The organism is Shewanella jiangmenensis, from assembly GCF_018596335.1.
Lineage (GTDB): Bacteria > Pseudomonadota > Gammaproteobacteria > Enterobacterales > Shewanellaceae > Shewanella > Shewanella jiangmenensis.
Genome location: NZ_JAHEPS010000004.1, coordinates 1 through 20,410 on the forward strand (window position 1 = coordinate 1; position 20,410 = coordinate 20,410).

The following is a 20,410-nucleotide window of genomic DNA, read 5'->3' on the forward strand; positions in this document are numbered from 1 at the left end:
TGCCTGGTGACATTAGTGCTGTGGTCCCACCTGATCCCATTCCGAACTCAGAAGTGAAACGCAGTCACGCCGATGGTAGTGTGGGGTCTCCCCATGTGAGAGTAGGTCATCGCCAGGCGCCAAATTTGGGCTAAGGCCCAAAGGAGCGGTAGTTCAGTTGGTTAGAATACCGGCCTGTCACGCCGGGGGTCGCGGGTTCGAGTCCCGTCCGCTCCGCCAACATAAAGACGAAAGCCTCTGCAGCAATGCAGAGGCTTTTTTCGTTTCTGCATTTTCTACAAGCTTATGTCGTTGCGACCGTTTCCGGTTAATCGTGGTAATTTGTATCCTGTCATCCTGATGATCTGCGTCGGGTGATAAACTGTATCCTATTAATTTGTCAGTTGGAGTTGGGATTGGAGCTTGAATACAGACAGGCGCTGCTGAATTGGTTGGCGACTTTTGGGGTGCAGCCTGAGGATTCTCAGGGGCTGTCGTTGATCCTGATGTTGGGCGCATCACTGCTGATTGCCTTTATCGGTTACCTAATTGTCCGTCGTGGTGTGGTGCGGGCGATGAATCTGGTTATTCAGCGCTCCAGCGCGACCTGGGATGATGTGTTTATGCATCACAAGGTGCTGGAGAAGTTGTCGCAACTGGTGCCTGTGATGGTGCTGGATTTGCTGCTGCCGATTGTGCTTGCCGAACATAAGCTTGCCAGCGACTTAATCGACCGCCTGACCAACGTGGCTTTGGTGGTATTGATGGTCAGGGCGTTTTACGCGGCGCTTGATGCAGTGAATGACATTGCCGACAGGCGCGATGTGAGCCGCCGCTTACCTATCAAGAGTGTGGTGCAGCTGATCAAGCTGTTCCTGTTCTTCATCGGTGTCATTATCGGTATTTCGGTGCTCGCCGACCAATCGCCGGTCATCTTCCTCTCCGGCCTCGGTGTTGCCACCGGTTTGGTGATGTTGGTGTTCAAGGACACCATTCTGGGCTTTGTGGCTGGCATTCAGCTTGCCGCCAACCGTATGGTGAGCCGTGGCGACTGGATCCAGATGGACAAATACGGAGCCAACGGCGCGGTGGAAGAAGTGATGCTGACCACGGTGCGGGTGCGTAACTGGGATAATACCCTGACCATGATCCCGGCCTATGCGCTGGTGTCGGATGCGTTTCGTAACTGGCGCGGCATGTCAGAGTCGGGTGGGCGCCAGATTAAACGTGCCATCAATATCGACATCAACAGTATTCGCTTTTTGACCGAAGAGGATAGAAAGCGGCTGGCGCGGATTAACCTGCTGAAAGACTATCTGCCGAGAAAGATTGAAGAAGTGACCGAGGCCAATGCCGGCGTCGCTGACTTGGATGTACCTGTTAACGGGCGGCGTTTGACCAACGTGGGGACTTTCAGGGCGTATTTGACCGAGTATTTGCGCAGGCACGATAAGGTGCATCAGGAAATGACCCTGATGGTGCGTCAGTTGGCGCCAACCACCGAAGGCCTACCCATAGAAATTTATATCTTTACCAACGACACCCGCTGGGTGTATTACGAAGGTATTCAGTCAGATATTTTCGACCATGTGTTTGCGATTCTGCCTGAATTCGGCCTGCGGGCGTTTCAGAATCCCACAGGTGAGGACATCCGCAGTATTGGTGTTAATTGCGCGCCGCGAGCAGCGCAGCCAGACTGACAAATACCCCGCCACTGGTTCGGTCGAACCAATGCAGCCGGTTGCTGGCACTGAGTTTGGGTGCCAGCAAGCTTGCCAGGCTCGCATAAATCATCACAAAACTGAAATCCACCACAGCCCAGGAGCCGGCAAGAATAGCCAGTTGTGGCCCTTGTGGTGCTGTCACGTCAATAAATTGTGGAAACAGAGCGGCGAAAAACAGCAGATCTTTTGGATTGCTGATCCCCACCATAAAGGCTTGCCGAAACAGCGCCTTCGGGCTGCCTTTGTCCTGTGGGCGAGCGAGATGAAAACCGTCATCGTGCGGCTTGGTGAGCAGCAGCTTGATGCCCAGATACAAAAGATACGCCGCGCCGCACCATTTAAGTACCGTAAAGCCATACTCGGTGGCCGCCAGCAAAGCGCCAAGGCCTGCGGCTGAGGCCAGCATCAGGCACAGCGCAGCAAGCACACTGCCAAGCGCCGTCGCCAGGCTTAAGCGTTTACCAAAGTGCATCCCATGTGACATGGAAAGCATGGCCATTGGGCCCGGTGAAATGGCAATCAGCACAATGGCGACAAGGTATAACAGCCAGGTATCGAGACTCATGGAATTGTATACAAAAATGAAGGTGGCCGAACTATAGCCAGTTCAGCTGGCTCAGGCAAAGACTAATTGGCTATTTGATGTGGCGGCGCTTATTTTTCGCTGGGCACATAGTCTGGAATTGCCTTGGGGTAGCGGCCGTGAATGCCGCGGTAAAAGGCTATGATGCTGTCCATGTCGGCCTGCATGTCGCCGCTGGTATGGGTGGGGCTGGCGATAACCACTTTACGGCTGGCAAAGTCCAATCCCACGGTCACAATCGGCACCTTTGCCTTAACGGCGATATGATAAAAGCCGGTTTTCCAGCGCGTTACTGCGCTGCGGGTGCCTTCGGGCGCCAGTGCCAGTTTAAAATTGCTATCTGCTTCAAACAGTGCCGACACCGCATCCACCAGATTGTTGTTTTTGCGTCTGTCTACCGGACTGCCACCAATTGCACGAAAGAACCAACCCCAGGGCGGAATAAACAGCTGATGCTTGCCAAGGAAGTGGATCCGCTCGCCCAGCGCGCCACGGGCCATTACGCCGACGATAAAGTCCCAGTTACTGGTGTGGGGCGCGACTGTCATGATGTAGCTTGGCAGTGGCGGTAATTCGCCTTCAAAACGCCAGCCGGTCAGTTTCATCAAAAAACGGCACAATGCTTTAAACATGAGTCAGGTTCTTGGAGTGGTTAATGGCTGGATTGTAGCGCCAATCCGTCGCGGCTGCCTATGACTTAGCTTTGAATAACAAACCTTTGTATACCAAGATTTCTGCCCTTTCCATCGTAACGCAGCTCGCAAAAGTCTATGCGGCCGTGTTTGTCCTGCCAAAGCAGACTGGTAGAGCGGGTGCCGTACTCTTCATGGCGGATATAAATCGATGACAGGCGCCGCTCCCATTCAAGGCTCACGCCTGTGCTTGGCAGCGCATTATCTTCTGGCCTGGACTCGTCCCGCATGATTTCAAGCAGCGCCTGTTCATCGGGTTTTCCGTTAATCACCAGCTGTTCAAGCGCTTGCTGACCCTTGGCCATCTTGGGCCAGACATCATCCATGGCACCATTGCTGATGGCATGACAGCCCGGCGTCAACTTCACATGCTCGGGTGCCAGACTGTTGAAGCAATAAAAGTCCTGCCCTTGGCCGTATACCAGATTAAAGGGATTGTAGTGGCGGGCATGATCTGTAAGCCAGGCGGGAAAGTCATTTGCGCTGCCAAGGAAGCGCGGAATAAGCTCACCACGGCTTTGGCGGTTGTCGCTGTGGTGGGCCGGGCTTCTGATATTGGTGAGGGCGCTGATAAAACCCTGGCGGTTAAGCCCGAGCCAGGTGCCACCGGCAAGCAGATCCTGACCTGCCAGAACCGTTTGCTCCGGCGGCCAGAAGTGGGCGGGTGCCGTGGGTCTGTGGTGATACTCATCGCGATTGGCGCACAGGATCAGCGGGTAATCCGGATTCACCCCAAGCGCCATAAACAGGATACACATGCTGCAATCCTCAATCGGGTTTCACTCAGCCTAATCAGCTTTCTCCCGTTTGAGAAGGGCTTAATGGTGATGATGGCCGTGATCGTTTCCGTGGCTATGCGGCTGACCATGTTTATGGCCATGCCCCTGATGAGGGTGATGATGAGCCTTTTTCGGACGACCATGCCACAAGCGGCGCAAAAACTTGCGCGGGCCAAGTCGCAGCAGGCTTGCCGCAAACAGCAGGGACAGCACCGCAAGCGCGGCAAGCTCCAGCTCATGCGGCAGCGCGATTAGTGGTGCATGAGTCAGCGGTGCATGCGTTGGTGCAATGGCGCTGGCGGCGGCCAGCAAAGCGGCGAGCAGCAGCCCCATGATGACTTTAACATTCAGCGGCATTTGCGACAGCTGGCGCAGGCTAAGCCATGGCGCACCGAGGAGCACCAACATCACAGCGGCTGCCGACCAGCCGCTGAAGGCCAGCGAAATGGCAAGCACGGCACCGCCAAGGTTGCAAAAGCGCATTGGCAGCAACACCAGCGTCAGCACCAGCAGTTGCAGCCAAAGATTGGATAAGGGAACCGACGGGTGGCCGATAAGGTTTGCCAGCAGCAAGCTGAGCAGTACCCAGGGCGCGCTGCGATCTACCAGATGGCTGAAGCCGAATTTAAGCGCACTGCCGGGCAGATGGCTGTGTGGGTCGACCGGCTTAACCTTGAAATGCACCAGCACAGCACCTATCAGCAGCAAACCAATGCCCTGTGCCAGCGCGTAGATTGGCCCCAGAATCAATGCGGTCAGCACCAGCGCTTCGGGGCCTGCCAGGCGCTGCAGCCAAAACAGCGCCGGTTTGCCGGTATCGGGGCGCACGCCCAGTTTGAATCTCATCACCGCCACCAGATAGGCCAGCAGCAGCGCGGGCGACAACTGCATCAGCCAGTGCAGCAGTTGTTCGCTGCCGTGATGTTCGTGGCTGTGGCCGCCATCCGCCACTGCCAGCAGCACAAACAGAAGCGCAATGCCGATAAGGCTGCCGATGCCGGCCTGATATTCGTGGCTGTGGTCGTCCAGCGACGACTGACCATGGGGCTGATGCAGCACCACATGCAATATCGAGCCGGTCACAAAGGCTTGCAGATAAACGGTATTTTCAAGGCTGAGGCGCTCGATGATCTGCTCGCCACCGAAAAAGCCGAGGGATGTCATCAACATCATGCCCAGCAGCACCAGCATGGTCCAGCCCACGCCAAGCTGTGGCCGCAGCAGCCACCAGATGGCCAGACCCACCGGCAGGCGGTGCAATACCACGCCCAGCGCCAGCAAGGTTGAGCTGCTGTCATGGCTTGCCAGCGCCATGGCACCGCCATCTGTGATGGTATGCAGCAGCAGACCGCCGATGCCGAGCACCAGTGTCAGGTTGTGGGTTAAATCTGAATAGCGGTGGAACAGCTTTTCACTGGCGGTGGGGCCCCAGAGCCCAAGCACCACAAACAGCAGCGACCACAGGCCACCGTGTGCCAGCAGTTCCGGCAGGATGTGAATAAGCACCAAACCGCCGAGGGAAACGAAGATAAAGCCGTCCAGCCCCTTCTGCAGCCCATTGCCCTGGGCAATGAAGCGATAACACAGAGGGCCCAGAAGAAGGGCGATGCAGCTGGCGAGCAGATAAAGCATGGGGATCCGGTGCGATTTTAAAAACGCTGTAGTATACCAGTTGCCAGCCGAATGAGCAGCGCCCATTTCGTTATTTACCTTTGTGCTGAGAGGGGCATTCAGGAAAGAGCCAATAGCTTATGTACTGGCCCTGCTCGTGTTCAATCTGCCCTCTTGCACTTATGGCAATGTTTGCCGCGAATCCATCGGGGCCTTGTCAATTTCATAGGGATTTTTCAGTCGGAGAAGCCCTTTTGTGATCCACGACAAAAATACCTATTGTAGCCGGAGAGGTGGTTTTCTGTGGCTATACTCTAGATAAATGATGACCTTGACGAATTTATGCATGGGGAGCTGCGTGTTCTTGTTAGTCATTTTGCTGCCGGCTCGGACGAATGCCGCTGTGACCTTAACAGGCAGCTTGCCCTAATGTCAGAGGATTCGAATGGTAAATGACATTCTTTTCAGCAATCTTATCGAATACATTCCTGTTGGAATTGTGGTTCACGGTCCACAATCCGAAATTTTGTATGCGAATAACAAAGCATCGGACATTCTTGGGCTCAGCATTGAGCAGATGATGGGAAAGGTCGCAATTGATCCCGCGTGGCGGTTTGATTCAGCTGACGGCTCTCCAATGAGTCTTGCTGACTATCCGGTTAACAGGGTGCTTGATGCCAAGGAAGGTGTATGGGGAATCATACTCAAGGTGCATCGCCCGGCTTCGAGGGATGTAGCTTGGGTGCACTGCAATGCGTTTCCGAATCTTGATGAGAACGGAGACGTAGCACAAGTCATCACCTGTTTTACAGACATCTCCAATGTTAAGCAGACTGAAGAGGCTCTCAGGGCGTCTGAAGAACGTCTGAACCTCATGCTACAAGGGGCTAATGATGCCGCGTGGGATTGGGATTATCGGCAGCACAAGATGTATTACTCCCCCAGGTGGTGGGATATGCTGGGCAGAGAGCCCAATGAGTTGGAGCCCGAAGAAGAGTTGTGGGTCAAGCTATTGCACCAGGAAGACTTGGAGCGGATTCTCGAAGAATTGCAGGAGTTGATGAGCAAGTCCGGCCCCACCGCCTTTGATACAGAATTCAGATTGCAAACCAAGTCGGGTGACTTTGTTCCTGTCCTTTGTCGGGGGATTATTGTTCGGGATGCCGATGGCACTCCACTGCGTGTGTCGGGCACTAATATGGATCTGACGGAGCGGAAAGCATCCGAGGCGCGCATTTATCAACTGGCTTATTACGATGTGCTCACCGGTCTGGCCAATCGAACCTTGCTCATGGAACGGCTCAAAGCGGCCATTGCACTGTGCGAGCGGAGTAAACAGGTTGGGGCGCTGTTTTTTCGATCTTGATAACTTCAAAATTCTCAACGATACCATGGGGCATGATATTGGCGATCAATTCCTTAAATTGGTTGCTGAGCGCCTGCTTCATTCTGTGCGGGGTTGCGATCTGGTTGCCCGTCTTGGGGGCGATGAGTTTGTAGTTGTTATGGAAAACCTAGCCGAAGATGAGCAGGGGGCGGCCCTTAAAGCAAAATCAGCCGGGCAAAAAATTAGAACTTTGTTAAATGAGCCTTTTTTTCTGGACGACAAATCTGTGCGTACTTCTCCGAGCATTGGCGTCGCATTGTTTGCTGATGGGGGCGGCTGCCTGGACGAGTTATTGAAGCAGGCTGATGTGGCTATGTATCAGGCAAAGGAAGCAGGTAAAAACGGATTGCGTTTCTTTGACCCAGCGATGCAGGCCGCGGTGGAAGAGCGGGTTGCACTGGAAAATGATTTACGTCAGGGGCTGCGGGACAATCAGTTCAGACTATTTTGTCAGCCGCAGGTGGATGCACAAGGCAAGCTGTGTGGCGGCGAAGTATTGATTCGCTGGCAACACCCGGTTAGAGGCCTGGTGATGCCCAACCATTTCATACCACTGGCTGAGCAAACTGACCTGATTATCCCTATCGGAGAGTGGGTTCTGCGCAGGACCTGCGAAACCCTGGTGGAATGGGAGCGTCATCCATCTCTGAAGCAAATCTCCCTGTCAGTTAATATCAGTGTGAATCAAATCCGGGCCGATGACTTTGTCGAGCGGGTATTGTCGATAGTTAATGACTGTGGCACCAATCCAGCACGCCTGATGCTGGAGTTAACGGAAAGCTTAATGGCAGAGGATGTTGAGGGTATTATTTTTAAAATGAATGCGTTACGCGAAAATGGTGTGCGTTTTTCTGTTGATGACTTTGGCACGGGCTACTCCTCGCTTAGTTACCTGAAACGCTTTCCTCTTGCCGAGCTCAAAATTGACCAATCTTTTGTCAAAGAAATACCAGAAAATCAGAATGATGCGGTAATTACCGAGATTATTATTGCGTTGGCACGACAGTTAGGGTTGGCGGTGTTGGCTGAAGGTGTTGAAACGATGGACCAGTTCAACTTTTTGTTGCGCAATGGGTGTGGCTATTTTCAGGGCTATTTATTTGGTAAACCATGTGCAATCGAGTTTTTCAGCAGCAACTTTGCCAATTTGATGGCGGCTGACATCAGGGGTGTCCGTTAGGGTTAACCTTTGTTCAAATTGCCGTTCGACCTGCAGGAATTTGCGAGTAAAATAATCCCATAATTGGAGTTTTCCGATAAATCATTGCCATGGATATATTTTCTGCTGCTGTTATGTTGTTTTTGATTATGGACCCGCTCGGTAACCTGCCGATTTTTGCGTCCATTCTGCGTCATATCGATCCGAAGAAGCGCCGCAAGGTGCTGGTGCGCGAGTTGCTGATTGCGCTCGTCATCATGTTGCTGTTTTTGTATGCCGGTCAGTGGATCCTCGACTTCCTCAATCTGCGCTCTGAGTCAGTGAGCATAGCCGGCGGTATCATCCTGTTTTTGATTGCGATTAAGATGATTTTCCCGAGCGAGGGTGGTGTCACCGGCCTGCCCGCCGGCGAAGAGCCTTTTATCGTGCCGATGGCCATTCCGCTGATGGCTGGCCCCTCGATTCTGGCAGCGCTTATCCTGCTTGCCCATACTGACCCAAGCCGTATGACCGACTGGACCATAGCGCTGGTGTCTGCCTGGGCGGTGAGTGCTTTTATTCTGATGTTTTACAAGAGCTTTACCCGCATACTCGGTGAAAAAGGCCTGACAGCGGTCGAGCGCCTGATGGGTATGGTGCTGGTGATGATTTCGGTGCAGATGTTCCTCGATGGCGTGGCAAACTACTTAAATAAATCCGTTGGTTGAGTCAGGTAGCGTGTTGGGCTGTTGCCTGAGTGCGCCGCTCCTTGATTGATGCGGCTTGTAGATTGAGTTGATTACCAGCCTCGAACAAAGCCATGGTTCCGATAAGGGTTCTGTGGCTTTTTGTTTGGCATTCATATTCTTTCGCCTTCCACGCTTAGCTTCCTTTGCACTTACCTTCCTCTGCACTTATCTTCCTCCAGATTTACCGTCTTCCATTTCGCTGAGCTGAACTGAACTGCGCTGTGCTCTGCCAGCTGTTCCGCTTCACCTCCGGTCACCTGAACTCTAATAATTGCCGCGTCACTTGCCAGCAGCGGGTGTGGGTGCGATTATCGGAATATTGTATCCAAAAATAACTACCATAATGCCCAGCTCGTCGCATAGCTCTCTGTTCGGCTCTTCGCAAAGCACTTTGTTCAGCTCTCTACTAAGCGCCCTGCTTATTGGCTCACTCACGCTTATCGCCGTGCCCATTGCAGCAGCCCCTCCAGTGGTCAATTCAATAGCGGCCAACTCAGCAGTGAACGCCTTTGGAACGGCGACCATGCCACCTGTCACGTCGCCTGCGATGAGTGGTGCTGCGACGCCTGCTATCAGCGCTACGCTTAAACCTCAGGCCACTGCGCTGCCCTATGCCGGTGTGCCTCCGTCGAGTGAATCCCGCGATAAGCTCGGTAATCTCATCCCCGCTGCGGTTTATACCGACCTTGGTGCCTGGCATGGCTTTCATTTACCCACGGCGGCAGCGGTGGGCAGTTTTCCCGGCCCACTGATTATTGCCGAGGAATACAGCATTCATTTATCAAAGGCCATGGAGCGGCTCAGTATCAGTCAGGGTGGGCAGCTTTTGCCGTTGGCGCAGGCCAAAGTCACGCTAAGCGCCGAGCCTTGGGGGCTTTATCAGCGGCTCGACTGGCCCGAATTAAGCGTAACACTCGCGCTTGAGTATCTTGATGCGCGAACGGCAATAGTCACGACCGGGGTCATCAATCAGGCGCAGCGGCCGCAGCAGTTGACGCTGCACTGGCAAGGCGAGCCCTTTGCCGAACATTCGGGAGAGGCGTTGACCAGCGAGCCTAAGCTTGGCGAGCGGCAGATAAGCTGGGCTATGAATGACAGGGCTGATACCTGGAACCTGCTGCTTAACGGCGCATCGTATCGCATCAGTTTTGAAACGCCGCTAAGCCTCAGTGCTGCGGCACAAAAAGGTTATCGGGGCGAACTTACCATCAGCCTAAGCGCTGGTGAGCAGAGAGTATTTCGCTCCGCCCATCGCTATTTTCACACCCGGGCGGAAGTAAGCGAATTTGCCTTTGACTGGGGCCGGGTTGATGGTGCGCTCAAGGCAAACAAAGCGCGCTGGCAACAACGTTTTGCCCGCCTTGGCGCCAGCGGCGACAGGGCGCTGGACGGGGCTGCACAAAAAGCGGTGATGACATTGCTGCACAACTGGCGTTCGGCGGCCGGTGCCATTCGCCGTGATGCGATAACCCCTTCTGTTACCTACAAGTGGTTTAACGGCGTATGGGCATGGGATAGCTGGAAGCAGGCGGCAGCCCTGGCGCGCTTTGATGCCGGGCTTGCCAAATCCAATGTGGAAGCCATGTTTGATTATCAGTTTGGCGCCGATGACAAACTGCGGCCGCAGGATGAGGGTAATCTGCCGGATGCGATTTTTTATAATCAGTCGCCGGAGCGGGGCGGCCGCGGCGGAAACTGGAATGAGCGCAACGGCAAGCCGCCACTTGCGGCCTGGGCCGTGTGGGAAATAAACAAACAGGCCCCGGATCATGAATTTGTAAAGCGCATGTATCCAAAGCTGGTGGCATACCATGAGTGGTGGTACCGCAATCGTGACCATAACCAAAATGGCCTGGCCGAATATGGTGCCAATCTGCACTCTGCCCATGTGAAAGACGGTAAGCCCGACAGCAAGGCCATTCTTGAAGCTGCCGCCTGGGAGTCGGGGATGGACAATGCCCCACGCTTTGATGCCAGACCCAGCCTCAAGGTGCTCGAAAACCGCGACCGAGCCGGCAAGTTGCTGGGTTATTCGGTATCGCAGGAAAGCGTTGATCTCAATAGTTATCTTTATGCTGAAAAAGGTTATCTGGCCGAATTTGCCGATGAACTTGGCCTGAAGGAAGAGGCGGCGCGCTGGCGTGAGCAGGCCGAGCGGCTCAAAGCGCAGATCCAGACGCTGATGTGGGATGAGGAGCAGGGGTTTTTCTTCGATCGCGACAGCATCAGCGGCGAGCGGCTGGTCTCGCTTGGAAAAGGCGTCGAAGGCTGGATCCCGCTGTGGGCGAGGGCCGCCGCCAAGGCACAGGGCGAGCGGATAATCCGGGAGCAGCTTGAGCCCGGTCGTTTTGGCAGCCTTATTCCGTTTCCTACGGTCAGCGTCGATAACCCGGCGTTTGCGCCCAGCCGTTACTGGCGCGGCCCGGTGTGGCTCGATCAGTTGTATTTCGCGCTCGAGGGCATGGAAAACTACGGTGGTGCAACGCAAATAAGGCCCTTGGTGCTGCGGCTTTTTCAGCAGGGGCAAGGGATTATCGGTGACGGGCCCATCCGCGAAAACTATCAGCCGCTGACCGGCGAAGGCTTACATGCGACCAACTTCAGCTGGTCGGCGTCGGTACTTTTGCTTGCCCATCAGCGCTGGTTGCTGCCGCCTGCGATTAACCAATAAGTTTTGTGAAACCGCCGGGTTTGTTAACGGGAGTGCAGGCCGTTTCGCTGAACCATGTTGCTGAGTTGCTGAACCGTGCCTGAATGCCTTGAAGATAGGGCGCTTGCCCTGTTGAGGCGCCTGCCCGGCGCTGTTAATGTTCTGTTCCCGACCTGTTGCGCTTTGTTTGGCTGTTTATCAGCCGATTAAGCGGCAGTGGTTAACATGAACTGTCATCATGGGCGTCGGCGACTACACTTTAGTTTTATCCCGGTTTGGTGGTTGGTTTAAGGGCGTATGGCTTTTCATGGTCAGCCCGAAGGAAGGTTTTGATGGGCAAAAGATTCAAGTCCCCGGGGCTGTGTGCTTTGGGCGTAATGTTGGCATTGGCAGGCATGCAGGTTGCGGCGGCGCCGACCTCAGGAACCCCGGCCGATATCGGCATCATCAACAAAGAGCGGGTGCTCTACTGGCTTATCAAGCGCGGTGAAGTTGACGCCGATGCCAGTGACGACATCAAACAGGCGGCAGTCGAGGCCTTTATCGCCCGCGCCCGTGGCACAGCGCCGGATATCGCTCTTGCCGAGCGCCAGGAGCGTGAGCAAAAAGCCAAGGCGCAGCAAAACCAGATGCAGCGCAGCCGTGCTCAGGCGGTGGCCGACGCCGATGTCACCAAAACCGTGAAGGTATTGGGCGTGCTGGTGGATTTTCCTGATTTACCATACGATAACAATGGCTTGGTTGCCGGTGATACCGACATGTATTACCCAAGCTACCCCAAAAGCCATTATCAGGACCTGCTGTTTTCCACCACAGGTGTAACCGGCCCGAACAATCAGAATTTGATCTCCGGTTATCAGTATTTCCAGCAAGCCTCGGGACAGACCTTTTTCTTTACCGGTGCGGTACGCGACTGGGTGCGCGCCGACAATAACGCCGCCTATTACGGTGGCAATGCCGGTGAAGCCGATAACGACAAGGCGGTGCCTGAACTGGTGCTCGAAGCCGTGACCAAGGCGGTGGTGGGCATGAGTGCGCAGGAGCTCGCCAGTTACGATATCGAAGATCCCTACGATGTCGATGAAGACGGCAACCTCGATGAGGCCGATGGCATTATCGATCACATCATGCTGTTCCACTCCAGCATAGGTGAAGAAGCAGGCGGCGGAAAACTCGGAGCCGATGCCATCTGGTCGCACAGATTTTTCCTCTCAAGCGATGCCACCGCCTATGGTAAGGCCGTACCCGGCACCAATCTGCGCGCCTACGGTTACACGGTTCAGCCGATTGATGCCGCCGCCGGGGTCTGCACCCATGAATTTGGCCACGACTTGGGCCTGCCCGATGAATATGACCTTGAGTCAGGTGGCGATGGCTCGCCGGTTGGCAGTTGGTCACTGATGTCCGGCGGCAGCTGGACCGGTGAGGTGGCTGGCGCTGAACCCGTGGGTTTCAGCCCTTATGCCCGCTCGTACCTGCAAAATACCTACAAGGGTAAGTGGGTGAATGAGCAGCAGGTGAGCCTCGACAGCCTCACCCCATCCGGCACGGATTTCACCCTGGTTGAAGGGGTTAACGCCAATGGTGTTAACCAGTTATCTCTGAAGGTGCCAGCCGCACCGGTTGAGTTCAAAGCACCCTATGCCGGTGAGTACCAGTATTACTCGGGTCAGGGACATGGGCTTAACAATGCCATGTCGTTCAATGTGACCCTGCCGTCAGCGTCGACTATTACCCTGAAGATGCGCGCCCATTGGGAAATTGAAGAGGGCTACGACTATATGCAGGTGCAGGTGGATGGCACGCCGATAGCGGGCAATCTGACCCAGCCAACCAGCTACTATGCCCATGGCACCCATGTCATTACCGGCTCATCTCAGGGAGAATGGATTGAGCTGACCTATGACCTCAGTGCCTATGCAGGAACTACGAACAGGCAAATCAGCATTCTGTATCGTACCGACGAGTATGATGGCGGCTATGGTATTGCCATCGACAACCTCAGTATTGAAGCGGGTACAACGGCGGTTTACAGCGATGATGCCGAAACCGATGGCAAGATGACCCTGGGCGGCTTTGCTCGTATTGACGGTTACCGTCCGGGTAAAGACCGCCGTTATATAGTGCAGCTTCGCAGCCACAATGGTATCGACAAGGGGCTTGCCAGCCACAAATACGATCCGGGCGTGGTGCTCTGGTTTGAAAACTTCGACTACAGCGACAACAACTCTGTCACCCATCCGGGCTCTGGCTTGATTGGTGTGGTCGATGCGGATCAAAACCCGATTGGCTTTGGCAGTGCGCTTGGCAGCACCGATACCCAAATTCGTGATGCCGCCTTCAGTACCCGCCAGCAAACGGTCTACGAGGGCGACAGCCACCGCAGCCCGGTGAGCCTGTTTGACGACAGTCTGGATTACAGCGCGCCGTTGCAGCCGCAGTCGGGCATAGTGCTGCCCAAACTGGGTCTGACCATGGAAGTGCTGGAGCTGGCCGCCGACAATAAAACCGCCCGTATCCGCATTAAAAAGCAGGATGGCAGCACGCCACCACCGCCAGCGTTGGTGGCCGATATCGGCGTTAGCGTAAGCGGCGCTACCGCCAGTTTCAGCAGCAATGTCAGCGGTGGCAGTGGCAATTACACCTATGAGTGGAATTTTGGTGTCGCGGGGGCAACGTCGACCCAGACAAACCCAAGCTACAGCTACGCCAGAAGCGGTGATTACACTGTTACCCTGACCGTGACCGACAGTGCGGGCGCCACCATCAGCGACACCCAAACTGTGCAGGTGACTGTACCTGTGGTGGCCAGTTTCACTCAGGTCGTCAACCAGCTTAACGTTACCTTCAGCAACAGCAGCAGCGGCGGCGATGGCAACCTTAGTTACAGCTGGAGCTTCGGTGATGGCAAGAGCAGCACGGCGGCATCGCCAAGCCACAGTTACTCAACTGCCGGCAGTTACACTGTGGTGCTGACTGTGACCGACGGAAAAGGCAAATCCGCCAGCCAAACCCGCACCCTGTCGGTAACGGCGCCTGTGGTGACCCCAACACCCGGTGACAGCGGCGGCGGTGGCGGCAGTCTCGGCTGGTTTGCACTGCTGGCCTTAGGCCTTGCAGGCGCTGTGCGCCGCCGTCCGGCCTGATGTCGGCTTGAAATCGGCCTGATGTTGGCCTTATGTTGAAGCAAAAGGATTAACAAAAACGCCCCGTTTAGGGGCGTTTTTTATGGGCGCTGATGAAGGGCGACAGCCGGCCGTTAAGCGCCGCGCACCCTGCGGTAGTGGCTTTTTACCATGGCGCCGAGCAGCACCTCGGTGTTTACATGCTCATACTGCTGCGGCTCTGATAATGTCCCAAACAGCGGCGAGCCGCCGCCAAGCACAATCGGCAGGCGGGTTATCACCAGCTCATCAATCAAATCGGCGGCCATAAAGCCCTGAACGGTCTTGCCGCCATCGATGTAAAGCCGCTGCAAACCACGGTGATTAAGGGTTGCGACCAGTGCCGCCAGCTCGCTGCTGACGAGTTCGGCCTTGTCTGCGAACTTTGCCCGGATCTCACTGAGGCTATTGCTGAGTACAAACACAGGCACAGGATAGGGCCAGTCGATATCGAAGCTGCACACAGTCTCAAAGGTGGTTCGCCCCATCACTATTGCATCGATACGGCTTAGAAAACCGGCCCAGCCGCAATCATCGCCATCGGGATTGGGCACCGAGTGCAGCCAATCGATGCTGCCGTTGCTGTCGGCGATAAATCCATCGAGGCTGGTGGCGATATAAACTATGTTTGCCATGGTTTTACTCCCCTGATGATGCATTTCGCTGGGCTGCTGATGTACTTCGCTGTTGGTGTACGTCGCTGTTGGTGTACTTCGCTGAGGATGCGCTCAGCTGGTGATTTGCGTAACCGCTGCCGGCAAAAAGATTTCGCTCACGGTCAGCTCCTGTCCGGCGCAGCCAAAGTAGCGTCGCCGGCCCCAGAGTCTATCCGGGACATTTTGTCCCAGGCTCTCGGCTAGGCTTGCCAGTGCGCTGCAGGAATCGAAACTCGCCACTTCAATTCGTCCGGGGCGGAAGTGGTCGCTGGCAAACAGCAGTTCGCCCAGCGGCCGCTCACCAAGGCCGGTCAGCTCGTTGCCAAGCCGCGCCAGCAGTGAGGGTGGCACCAGAGTGCGGGCAAACACCCAGGGCGTGCCATCAAGCACCAGTAGCACTTCGCGCACCCACATGGGCTCGGCGCTCGCGGTGTCGATAAGCTCAGATTCCCCCAATACTTTTACTTCAAAGCGTTGGCATTGAGTCTTCAGGCGGGCGGTTAAGCTGCCGCCATCGAGCAGCCAGTCGGTCAGCGCGGCACCGGGCAGGCCGATGTCGTCGGGCGCGTGCCAGGTAATGGATTCGCCATACGGAAAACTGAGACTGGAAACACTCATGGATTGCTCGCTACAATGAATGGGTAAAACGAGCCAAGTCTATCATGTTGATGTAACTGTCGATAGTTTGCCTCCGGCCGATACTGGGATCACAAGGAGTTCGGGATTTGATGAAATATTTACTGATGCTGGCCGTTTTCGTGTTGTCTCTGGGCCTGCCTGCCTTGGCCGAAGAAGAGGCGCCAAAGCTTGAAGAGTATGCCTATTACGGCTTTGAACCCGAGATTGTGACCAACTACATCTCCAACCGTAAAAAGCTTGGTTTTGTGCGTATCAGTGTCGAGCTGATGGTCAAAAATCCCGATGACATGGTGCAGGTTGAAAAGCACGATCCGCTGCTGCGCTCGGCCATCATCGAGATCCTCGGCAATCAGCCGGAAGAGAAAATCAAATCCCTCACCGGCCGCGAAGAGATCCGCCGCGAATGCTACGATGCGGTCAACAAGCTGATGGAAGCCGAAACCGGCAAGGCGCTGGTGGTTAACCTGCTGTTTACCCGATATTTGTACGACTAATCTCAAGGCGGCGCCTCAGGGCGCCGTTCACTTTTTATGAACTCCAAATCTGCCAATTCCAAAGGGCTGCACCCGGATAATGCACATCGCCACGGCTATGATTTCAGCGCGCTGGTGGTGAGCTATCCGCCGCTCAAATCCTTCGTGCGCCCCAATCCCCATGGCAATCTGTCGATAGATTTTGCCCTGCCGGCGGCGGTGAAGGCGCTCAATGCCGCCTTGCTCAAGCATCATTACGGCATCGACGGCTGGGACATTCCCAAGGGCTTTTTGTGCCCGCCCATCCCGGGGCGGGTCGATTATTTGCATTATCTGCAGGATTTACTCGCCCACACACCGGGCGCTGCAGACTTACCGCTGCTGGACATAGGCACAGGTGCCAACGGCATTTACGCCCTGCTGTCGGCGAGCCGGTTTGGCTGCAACGTGGTGGCCACCGACATCGCCAAGGCGTCGCTTGCCAATGTGGACAAGGTGCTTGGCCATAATCCGGCGCTGAAAGCCAAAGTCACGCTGCGCCATCAGGCCAATCCCAAGCGGATTTTCGCTGGTGTGGTTGCAGAAAATGAGCGCTTTGCCGCCTGTGTCTGTAATCCGCCATTCCATGCCAGCGCCGCAGAGGCCGCCAGTGGCACGGGTAAAAAACTCGAGGGGCTCGCCAAAAGTCGTGGCAAAGCGGTGCCTACACCCAAGTCGGCCAGCAAGCCGGGGGCGCTTAATTTTGGTGGTCAGGATGCGGAGCTTTGGTGCGATGGCGGCGAGCGCAGCTTTTTGTTTCGCATGATAGATGAGAGCGCGGCGCGGCCGCAGTTGTGCCTGTGGTTCAGCTCGCTGGTGTCCAAAGGCGATAACGTGCGTCCCTGCAAGCGGCGGCTGGAAAAACTCGGCGCCGCCGAGGTAAAAGTGATCGAAATGCACCAGGGCATGAAAATCACCCGGGTGCTGGCATGGCGTTTTTAAGCTAAAGCGAAGGCGCGGCTACTGCCCCTGCGACCACAGCAGTTGCCCGGCGCCGCTTAAGTCATAACCGCCGAGCATGGCCGCCACCTGACGGGTGTCCGGTGCGGTCAGCATCCCCAGCAATTCCTGCAGCTGGCGGCGAAAGTAGATGCCCTGGGTCATCACAAAATCAAAGGATTCATTCAAAAGCGGCACAAAGGCGAGGCTGCTTTCTCTGGCAACGGCCTGACAGCCAAAGCCAATATCGGCATCGCCACGGGCGATATACCCTGCCAGCTCCCGCTCGCTGAAGCCGGTGTAACGCACATCGATATCGGTCAGGGCTTTGCCCTGCGCCATCAACCAATGTTCCAGATGCTGCTGGCTGCCGGCACCGCTCTGACGCCGCACCCAGCGCAGCGGCAAGCGGGTGATTTGTTGCTGATCCTGCAGCTGGTGGTGCATCTCTGGCCTGACAATCAGCCCCTGTGCGCGTTTATAGCCATGCACCAAAATCCACTGCTGGTGGTTCTGGTACCCCTTTAGCAGCCCGGTGTGGCGGATGCTACGCTCATCGAAGCTGCCCCAGTGCAGGGTGCAGACATCGGCGTAGCCCTTGGCGAGCAGCTCAAGCCCCAGCCGCGAGCCGGTGGCGCTGTAGCTGACCAGTTCGCGGCTGCCGATTTTGCCCATCAGTCTGGCAACCAGCATCGACAGCAGCGGGTCGTCGCTGCCGCTGATAATCAGCCGATCGGTGAGCATGCCGCTGTGGCAGGAATCCATTACCCAGCGGTCAATCAATACTTTTGGAAACAACCATTTACCCGTTACCTTGGTGGCGGGCAACACCCGGTCGTTGGCCATGGCGTAGACCTTCTTCTCGTTGAGATCCAGATAGTCGGCCACCTGTTTGGCGCTCATGTATACCAGTTGTGCTTGGTCCGTCATCGTCCTTTCCGTGTTGTTCCTGTCAGTCCCTAGGCCTGGCGGCGGTATTGATGGCATCAAAGCTGATATTGTCGGCGCCGTGGTACACCAAAAAGTGCCGCCCCTTGGCGCGGGCTATCATGGTGATGCCAAGCTTTTGCGCCAGCTCCAGCCCCATTTGGGTCACGCCGCTGCGGGACAGCAGCACAGGTATGCCCATCTTGGCCACCTTGATCACCATCTCCGAGGTCAGCCGACCCGTGGTGTAAAAGATGTTATCGCCGCCGGTTTCGCCCTTGAGCCACATTTCACCCGCGAGGGTATCCACCGCGTTGTGGCGGCCAACGTCCTCCACGAAGGAGCGAATTTGATCCCCCTCACACAGGCCGCAGCCATGCACGGCGCCGGCGTTTTTGTAGGTGTCGTTGTAGTCGTTGATGTTGGCGAGCAGGCTGTAGAGGGTGCTTTGTTTAAGCGACGGTGTCGGCAGCCTGATTTCATCTAGCCCTGCCATCAAATCACCGTAAACCGTGCCCTGGCCGCAGCCGGTGGTCACGGTTTTTTCCGACAGCTTTTTATCCAAATCCTCGGTTTGCTCGCGAGTGATGATGGCGGCCGAATTGACCGCCCAGTCGACAATCACAGACTCAAGCTGCGATAGGTCTTTAATAAATCCCTGATTTTTAAGATAACCAAGCGCCAGTGCCTCCGGGCGGGCACCCAGAGTCATCAGGGTCACTATCGGACGCCAGTTGAGATACAAGGTCAGTGGCCGCTCGCAGGCGACTTGTTTTTGGAGCACTGCACCGGTTTCATCCACCGCAGTGACGCCAATGGTCAGCGGCGCTTCGGCGCTGGTGCGGATAAAGCGGGTGTGGGGTTTTTCGGCCGTCATGGCAAACCTCGTTGATAAACCTGATCTTGGCTTAGCAAGTATCGTACCCGCCCAAAAACGTGATCTGTTCCGGCAGATTTTCCGACCCTTTTGGCAAACCGAGGGGCGTTCTGTCCCACCCTAAATCGGGTGTGAGACAAATTGTCCTATAAACAGCAGGGATTTGATGATCCAGTTCAAACTTATCCGCCCGGTCCGCTGGCACCCTTCTTGCAGTCTGGGGTTAGCAACGCGGTCGGGGTTTTGAAACTCCGGCTTTTCTCAGAGGAATCAAGAGATGCAACACACCCAAAGCGTTTGGCCCATGTATGTGTCGCTGAAGAAAGTGCAGAAGCAGGTTGGCCGCTGGCTGTCGTCCAGCTGGGAGCTGGATGCCATGGTGCCCGCCAGTCAGGGCGAAGTGCCCGGTGCAACCCTGGTGCTGCTTGAGCTGTACCGCGATGAGCGCGCCAGCTACCGCCTCAATCTCGATATGGACAATCCCATGCTCTATATCGTCTGCGACGAGCTGGAAGGCGGCACCTGGGTGCCCGCTGCCATCAGCGCCGATCAAAACGTCGCCGCCGGTTGTCTCGAAGGTGATACCCCGGTGCTCAATTGCCCGATGCCTGAGGCCATCGCCTGCTGGATTGAAGCCTTTATCACCCACCACGGCGAAGTGGAAATCAGCGCCCATCGCCGCAAGCACGTTAACCGCCGCAAGGAGCTGGCCGAAGCGAACGCACGGAGGCCCTGATGTCTGAATCCGCTGGTTTGTTCGGGCGTTGGCAGGCGCGCCGAGAGGCGGTGGCCGCCGAAGCCGCTGCCGAAGACATCGAGCTGCAATCGCCAGATCTTGCGACTGAGCAGAGCGAGCCCCTGTCTGCTGCTGAAACGGCTGCAGAAGCTGGCACGGCAACGACCGAAGCTTCTGATGCTGCCACAGCTGATGAGGCGGCATTGGCCGAACCCTTGCCCGACCCGGAAAGCATCGAAATCGGTGGCAGCTTTGCCCGCTTTATGGGGCAGGAAGTTGACCCGGTTACCCGCGCTGCGGCCCTGCGCGCGCTGTGGAAGCAGCCCCAGTACAACGAGATAGATGGCCTGATTGAATATGCGCTGGATTATTCCAATCAGCCCAAGCTCAGCCCCGATGCCTCGCTGGAGCTGGCCAAAAAGGTGTTCCGTTATGTGGTAGATACGGCTACCGAAGCCGCTGAAGCCTCTGAAGAAGTACAAAGCGCTGACGTGGCGGCCACAGTCGCAGCGCCAGCGGACAATTTGCCTGAGGGCGCCGATGCTGTGTCCCAAAATGGCCCTGCAGAAGGAGAGCAGCCCCCGACGCAGGTCGTTTAGGGGGAGTTTAGATGAGTTTAATGTCCTTAAATCTGGTATGTGAATTGCTGTATTGAGAGCGGTACGCCA

Annotated in this window: 18 protein-coding genes, 1 tRNA gene and 1 rRNA gene; 12 read left to right on the top strand and 8 right to left on the bottom strand. The window is 55.8% G+C overall.

From position 1 onward, the window contains the following. Positions 1-2: 2 nt before the first annotated feature. The 3 genes from rrf (at position 3) to KJI95_RS10955 (ending at position 1,679) form a co-directional block, all read left to right on the top strand. Positions 3-118: ribosomal RNA gene (rrf, locus tag KJI95_RS10945) — 5S ribosomal RNA — on the top strand. A 24-nt stretch (positions 119-142) separates the two neighbouring features. After that, positions 143-219: transfer RNA gene (locus tag KJI95_RS10950), tRNA-Asp, on the top strand. Between the two features lie 266 nt (positions 220-485). After that, positions 486-1,679, top strand: coding sequence for a mechanosensitive ion channel family protein (locus KJI95_RS10955; RefSeq protein ID WP_214507630.1), 1,194 nt, complete (start codon positions 486-488; stop codon positions 1,677-1,679). Here the strand turns inward: KJI95_RS10955 and KJI95_RS10960 are convergent. The 4 genes from KJI95_RS10960 to KJI95_RS10975 all read right to left on the bottom strand — a co-directional run bounded on the left by KJI95_RS10960 (position 1,645) and on the right by KJI95_RS10975 (position 5,389). Next, the gene (locus KJI95_RS10960) at positions 1,645-2,268 is read right to left on the bottom strand and encodes a LysE family translocator (protein ID WP_214507248.1); all 624 of its coding nucleotides are present in this window, start codon (positions 2,266-2,268) and stop codon (positions 1,645-1,647) included. The two genes, KJI95_RS10955 and KJI95_RS10960, sit on opposite strands and share 35 nt — an antisense overlap. Before the next feature lie 89 nt (positions 2,269-2,357). Then, positions 2,358-2,918: a lysophospholipid acyltransferase family protein gene (locus KJI95_RS10965; RefSeq protein ID WP_214507249.1), complete on the bottom strand. Its 561-nt coding sequence runs from the start codon at positions 2,916-2,918 to the stop codon at positions 2,358-2,360. A 65-nt stretch (positions 2,919-2,983) separates the two neighbouring features. After that, positions 2,984-3,736: an NRDE family protein gene (locus tag KJI95_RS10970; RefSeq protein WP_214507250.1), complete on the bottom strand. Its 753-nt coding sequence runs from the start codon at positions 3,734-3,736 to the stop codon at positions 2,984-2,986. A 60-nt stretch (positions 3,737-3,796) separates the two neighbouring features. Next, positions 3,797-5,389, bottom strand: coding sequence for a metal transporter (locus tag KJI95_RS10975; RefSeq protein WP_214507251.1), 1,593 nt, complete (start codon positions 5,387-5,389; stop codon positions 3,797-3,799). 424 nt (positions 5,390-5,813) lie between these two features. Here KJI95_RS10975 and KJI95_RS10980 point away from each other — a divergent pair, with 424 nt between their 5' ends. The 5 genes from KJI95_RS10980 (at position 5,814) to KJI95_RS11000 (ending at position 14,438) form a co-directional block, all read left to right on the top strand. Further along, positions 5,814-6,734, top strand: coding sequence for a sensor domain-containing diguanylate cyclase (locus KJI95_RS10980; protein WP_214507252.1), 921 nt, complete (start codon positions 5,814-5,816; stop codon positions 6,732-6,734). After that, positions 6,709-7,935 (top strand): putative bifunctional diguanylate cyclase/phosphodiesterase, encoded by a 1,227-nt coding sequence (locus tag KJI95_RS10985; RefSeq protein WP_214507253.1) that lies wholly within the window; start codon positions 6,709-6,711, stop codon positions 7,933-7,935. The genes KJI95_RS10980 and KJI95_RS10985 overlap by 26 nt, the downstream gene beginning before the upstream one ends. An 89-nt stretch (positions 7,936-8,024) precedes the next feature. Continuing rightward, positions 8,025-8,621 carry a YhgN family NAAT transporter gene (locus tag KJI95_RS10990; RefSeq protein WP_214507254.1) on the top strand — a complete coding sequence of 199 codons (597 nt, stop codon included), beginning with the start codon at positions 8,025-8,027 and terminating at the stop codon, positions 8,619-8,621. A 544-nt stretch (positions 8,622-9,165) separates the two neighbouring features. Continuing rightward, entirely contained in the window at positions 9,166-11,313 is a 2,148-nt protein-coding gene (locus KJI95_RS10995) for an MGH1-like glycoside hydrolase domain-containing protein (protein WP_250885788.1), read from the top strand. Between the two features lie 311 nt (positions 11,314-11,624). Continuing rightward, positions 11,625-14,438 carry an immune inhibitor A domain-containing protein gene (locus KJI95_RS11000; RefSeq protein ID WP_214507255.1) on the top strand — a complete coding sequence of 938 codons (2,814 nt, stop codon included), beginning with the start codon at positions 11,625-11,627 and terminating at the stop codon, positions 14,436-14,438. A 113-nt stretch (positions 14,439-14,551) separates the two neighbouring features. Here KJI95_RS11000 and KJI95_RS11005 read toward each other — a convergent pair whose 3' ends face one another. Together KJI95_RS11005 and KJI95_RS11010 are read right to left on the bottom strand one after the other, a co-directional pair. Then, a complete protein-coding gene (locus KJI95_RS11005) occupies positions 14,552-15,091 on the bottom strand; it encodes a dihydrofolate reductase family protein (protein ID WP_214507256.1) in 540 nt (179 codons plus the stop codon). A 93-nt stretch (positions 15,092-15,184) separates the two neighbouring features. Beyond that, positions 15,185-15,730, bottom strand: coding sequence for a chorismate--pyruvate lyase family protein (locus KJI95_RS11010; protein ID WP_214507257.1), 546 nt, complete (start codon positions 15,728-15,730; stop codon positions 15,185-15,187). A 110-nt stretch (positions 15,731-15,840) separates the two neighbouring features. On the opposite strand from KJI95_RS11010, the gene KJI95_RS11015 reads away from it, so the two are divergent. Beyond that, positions 15,841-16,245: a flagellar basal body-associated protein FliL gene (locus tag KJI95_RS11015; protein WP_214507258.1), complete on the top strand. Its 405-nt coding sequence runs from the start codon at positions 15,841-15,843 to the stop codon at positions 16,243-16,245. Between the two features lie 36 nt (positions 16,246-16,281). Next, complete coding sequence (gene rlmF, locus KJI95_RS11020) at positions 16,282-17,205, top strand: 23S rRNA (adenine(1618)-N(6))-methyltransferase RlmF (protein ID WP_214507259.1); 924 nt, start codon at positions 16,282-16,284, stop codon at positions 17,203-17,205. 18 nt (positions 17,206-17,223) lie between these two features. On the opposite strand, the gene KJI95_RS11025 is transcribed toward rlmF, so the two are convergent. Both KJI95_RS11025 and KJI95_RS11030 read right to left on the bottom strand, forming a co-directional pair. Beyond that, positions 17,224-18,132, bottom strand: a complete 909-nt coding sequence (locus KJI95_RS11025) for a substrate-binding domain-containing protein (protein ID WP_214507260.1) — start codon at positions 18,130-18,132, stop codon at positions 17,224-17,226. A 22-nt stretch (positions 18,133-18,154) separates the two neighbouring features. Next, positions 18,155-19,006: a formate dehydrogenase accessory sulfurtransferase FdhD gene (locus KJI95_RS11030; RefSeq protein WP_214507261.1), complete on the bottom strand. Its 852-nt coding sequence runs from the start codon at positions 19,004-19,006 to the stop codon at positions 18,155-18,157. A 277-nt stretch (positions 19,007-19,283) separates the two neighbouring features. Here KJI95_RS11030 and KJI95_RS11035 point away from each other — a divergent pair, with 277 nt between their 5' ends. Both KJI95_RS11035 and KJI95_RS11040 read left to right on the top strand, forming a co-directional pair. Continuing rightward, entirely contained in the window at positions 19,284-19,742 is a 459-nt protein-coding gene (locus KJI95_RS11035) for a DUF3305 domain-containing protein (protein ID WP_214507262.1), read from the top strand. Next, on the top strand, positions 19,742-20,341 hold the full coding sequence (locus KJI95_RS11040; protein WP_214507263.1) for a DUF3306 domain-containing protein: 600 nt from the start codon (positions 19,742-19,744) through the stop codon (positions 20,339-20,341). The genes KJI95_RS11035 and KJI95_RS11040 overlap by 1 nt, the downstream gene beginning before the upstream one ends. Positions 20,342-20,410 lie beyond the last annotated feature (69 nt).

Bases quoted from the DNA above. Each gene is read 5' to 3' on its own strand.
- KJI95_RS10960 (WP_214507248.1), bottom strand. From the start codon at position 2,268: ATGAGTCTCGATACCTGGCTGTTATACCTTGTCGCCATTGTGCTGATT.
- KJI95_RS10990 (WP_214507254.1), top strand. From the start codon at position 8,025: ATGGATATATTTTCTGCTGCTGTTATGTTGTTTTTGATTATGGACCCG.
- KJI95_RS10980 (WP_214507252.1), top strand. From the start codon at position 5,814: ATGGTAAATGACATTCTTTTCAGCAATCTTATCGAATACATTCCTGTT.
- KJI95_RS11025 (WP_214507260.1), bottom strand. From the start codon at position 18,132: ATGACGGACCAAGCACAACTGGTATACATGAGCGCCAAACAGGTGGCC.
- KJI95_RS11035 (WP_214507262.1), top strand. From the start codon at position 19,284: ATGCAACACACCCAAAGCGTTTGGCCCATGTATGTGTCGCTGAAGAAA.
- KJI95_RS11000 (WP_214507255.1), top strand. From the start codon at position 11,625: ATGGGCAAAAGATTCAAGTCCCCGGGGCTGTGTGCTTTGGGCGTAATG.
- KJI95_RS11040 (WP_214507263.1), top strand. From the start codon at position 19,742: ATGTCTGAATCCGCTGGTTTGTTCGGGCGTTGGCAGGCGCGCCGAGAG.
- KJI95_RS10970 (WP_214507250.1), bottom strand. From the start codon at position 3,736: ATGTGTATCCTGTTTATGGCGCTTGGGGTGAATCCGGATTACCCGCTG.
- KJI95_RS11015 (WP_214507258.1), top strand. From the start codon at position 15,841: ATGAAATATTTACTGATGCTGGCCGTTTTCGTGTTGTCTCTGGGCCTG.
- rlmF (WP_214507259.1), top strand. From the start codon at position 16,282: ATGAACTCCAAATCTGCCAATTCCAAAGGGCTGCACCCGGATAATGCA.
- KJI95_RS10955 (WP_214507630.1), top strand. From the start codon at position 486: ATGTTGGGCGCATCACTGCTGATTGCCTTTATCGGTTACCTAATTGTC.
- KJI95_RS11005 (WP_214507256.1), bottom strand. From the start codon at position 15,091: ATGGCAAACATAGTTTATATCGCCACCAGCCTCGATGGATTTATCGCC.
- KJI95_RS11010 (WP_214507257.1), bottom strand. From the start codon at position 15,730: ATGAGTGTTTCCAGTCTCAGTTTTCCGTATGGCGAATCCATTACCTGG.
- KJI95_RS10975 (WP_214507251.1), bottom strand. From the start codon at position 5,389: ATGCTTTATCTGCTCGCCAGCTGCATCGCCCTTCTTCTGGGCCCTCTG.
- KJI95_RS11030 (WP_214507261.1), bottom strand. From the start codon at position 19,006: ATGACGGCCGAAAAACCCCACACCCGCTTTATCCGCACCAGCGCCGAA.
- KJI95_RS10965 (WP_214507249.1), bottom strand. From the start codon at position 2,918: ATGTTTAAAGCATTGTGCCGTTTTTTGATGAAACTGACCGGCTGGCGT.
- KJI95_RS10995 (WP_250885788.1), top strand. From the start codon at position 9,166: ATGCCACCTGTCACGTCGCCTGCGATGAGTGGTGCTGCGACGCCTGCT.